At 65.0% G+C, this 494-nt stretch carries 1 protein-coding gene; it reads left to right on the top strand.

Annotated elements, in window-relative coordinates; genetic code table 11:
* Nucleotides 1-126 precede the first annotated feature (126 nt).
* Nucleotides 127-494 (top strand): FimD/PapC N-terminal domain-containing protein (locus J5M73_RS31165; RefSeq protein WP_207816910.1); only part of this gene is annotated, 368 nt, incomplete at its 3' end.

The raw sequence follows: 494 nt of genomic DNA, 5'->3' as shown, positions 1-494 counted from the left end.
AGGAAAGGGCGCGCGCCTTTTCCTCGCGCGAATCCGCTTCGCGTTCCCGCTTTTTCCGCGATCCCCATCCCGTTACGGTTTCAGTCAGTCGGCGTGCGAATCAGACATTCCTTCCTCTGCGTGTTCATGCTGGCCGCCGGCAGCCATGCCCGGGCGACGGAGTTCAATGCGTCGTTCCTGAGCATCGACGGCAGGAACGACGTCGACCTGTCGCAGTTCGCGCAGGCGGACTACACGCTGCCGGGCACATACCTGCTCGACGTGAAGGTCAACGACGTGTTCGTCGGCCTGCAGCCGATCGAATTCGTCGCACACGACGACGGGCAGGGCGCGCGCGCGTGCGTCGCGCCCGAGCTCGTCGCGCAGTTCGGGCTGAAGAAGTCGCTCGTCGAGAACCTGCCGCGCACGATGGGCGGCCGCTGCGCGGATCTCGCGTCGCTCGACGGCGTGACGATCCGTTATCAGAAAGGCGAAGGGCGCCTGAAGATCACGAT

Source organism: Pseudomonas sp. 50_B (assembly GCF_017491625.1).
Lineage (GTDB): Bacteria > Pseudomonadota > Gammaproteobacteria > Pseudomonadales > Pseudomonadaceae > Aquipseudomonas > Aquipseudomonas danubii.
This window is presented reverse-complemented; position numbering and strand designations above follow the sequence as displayed.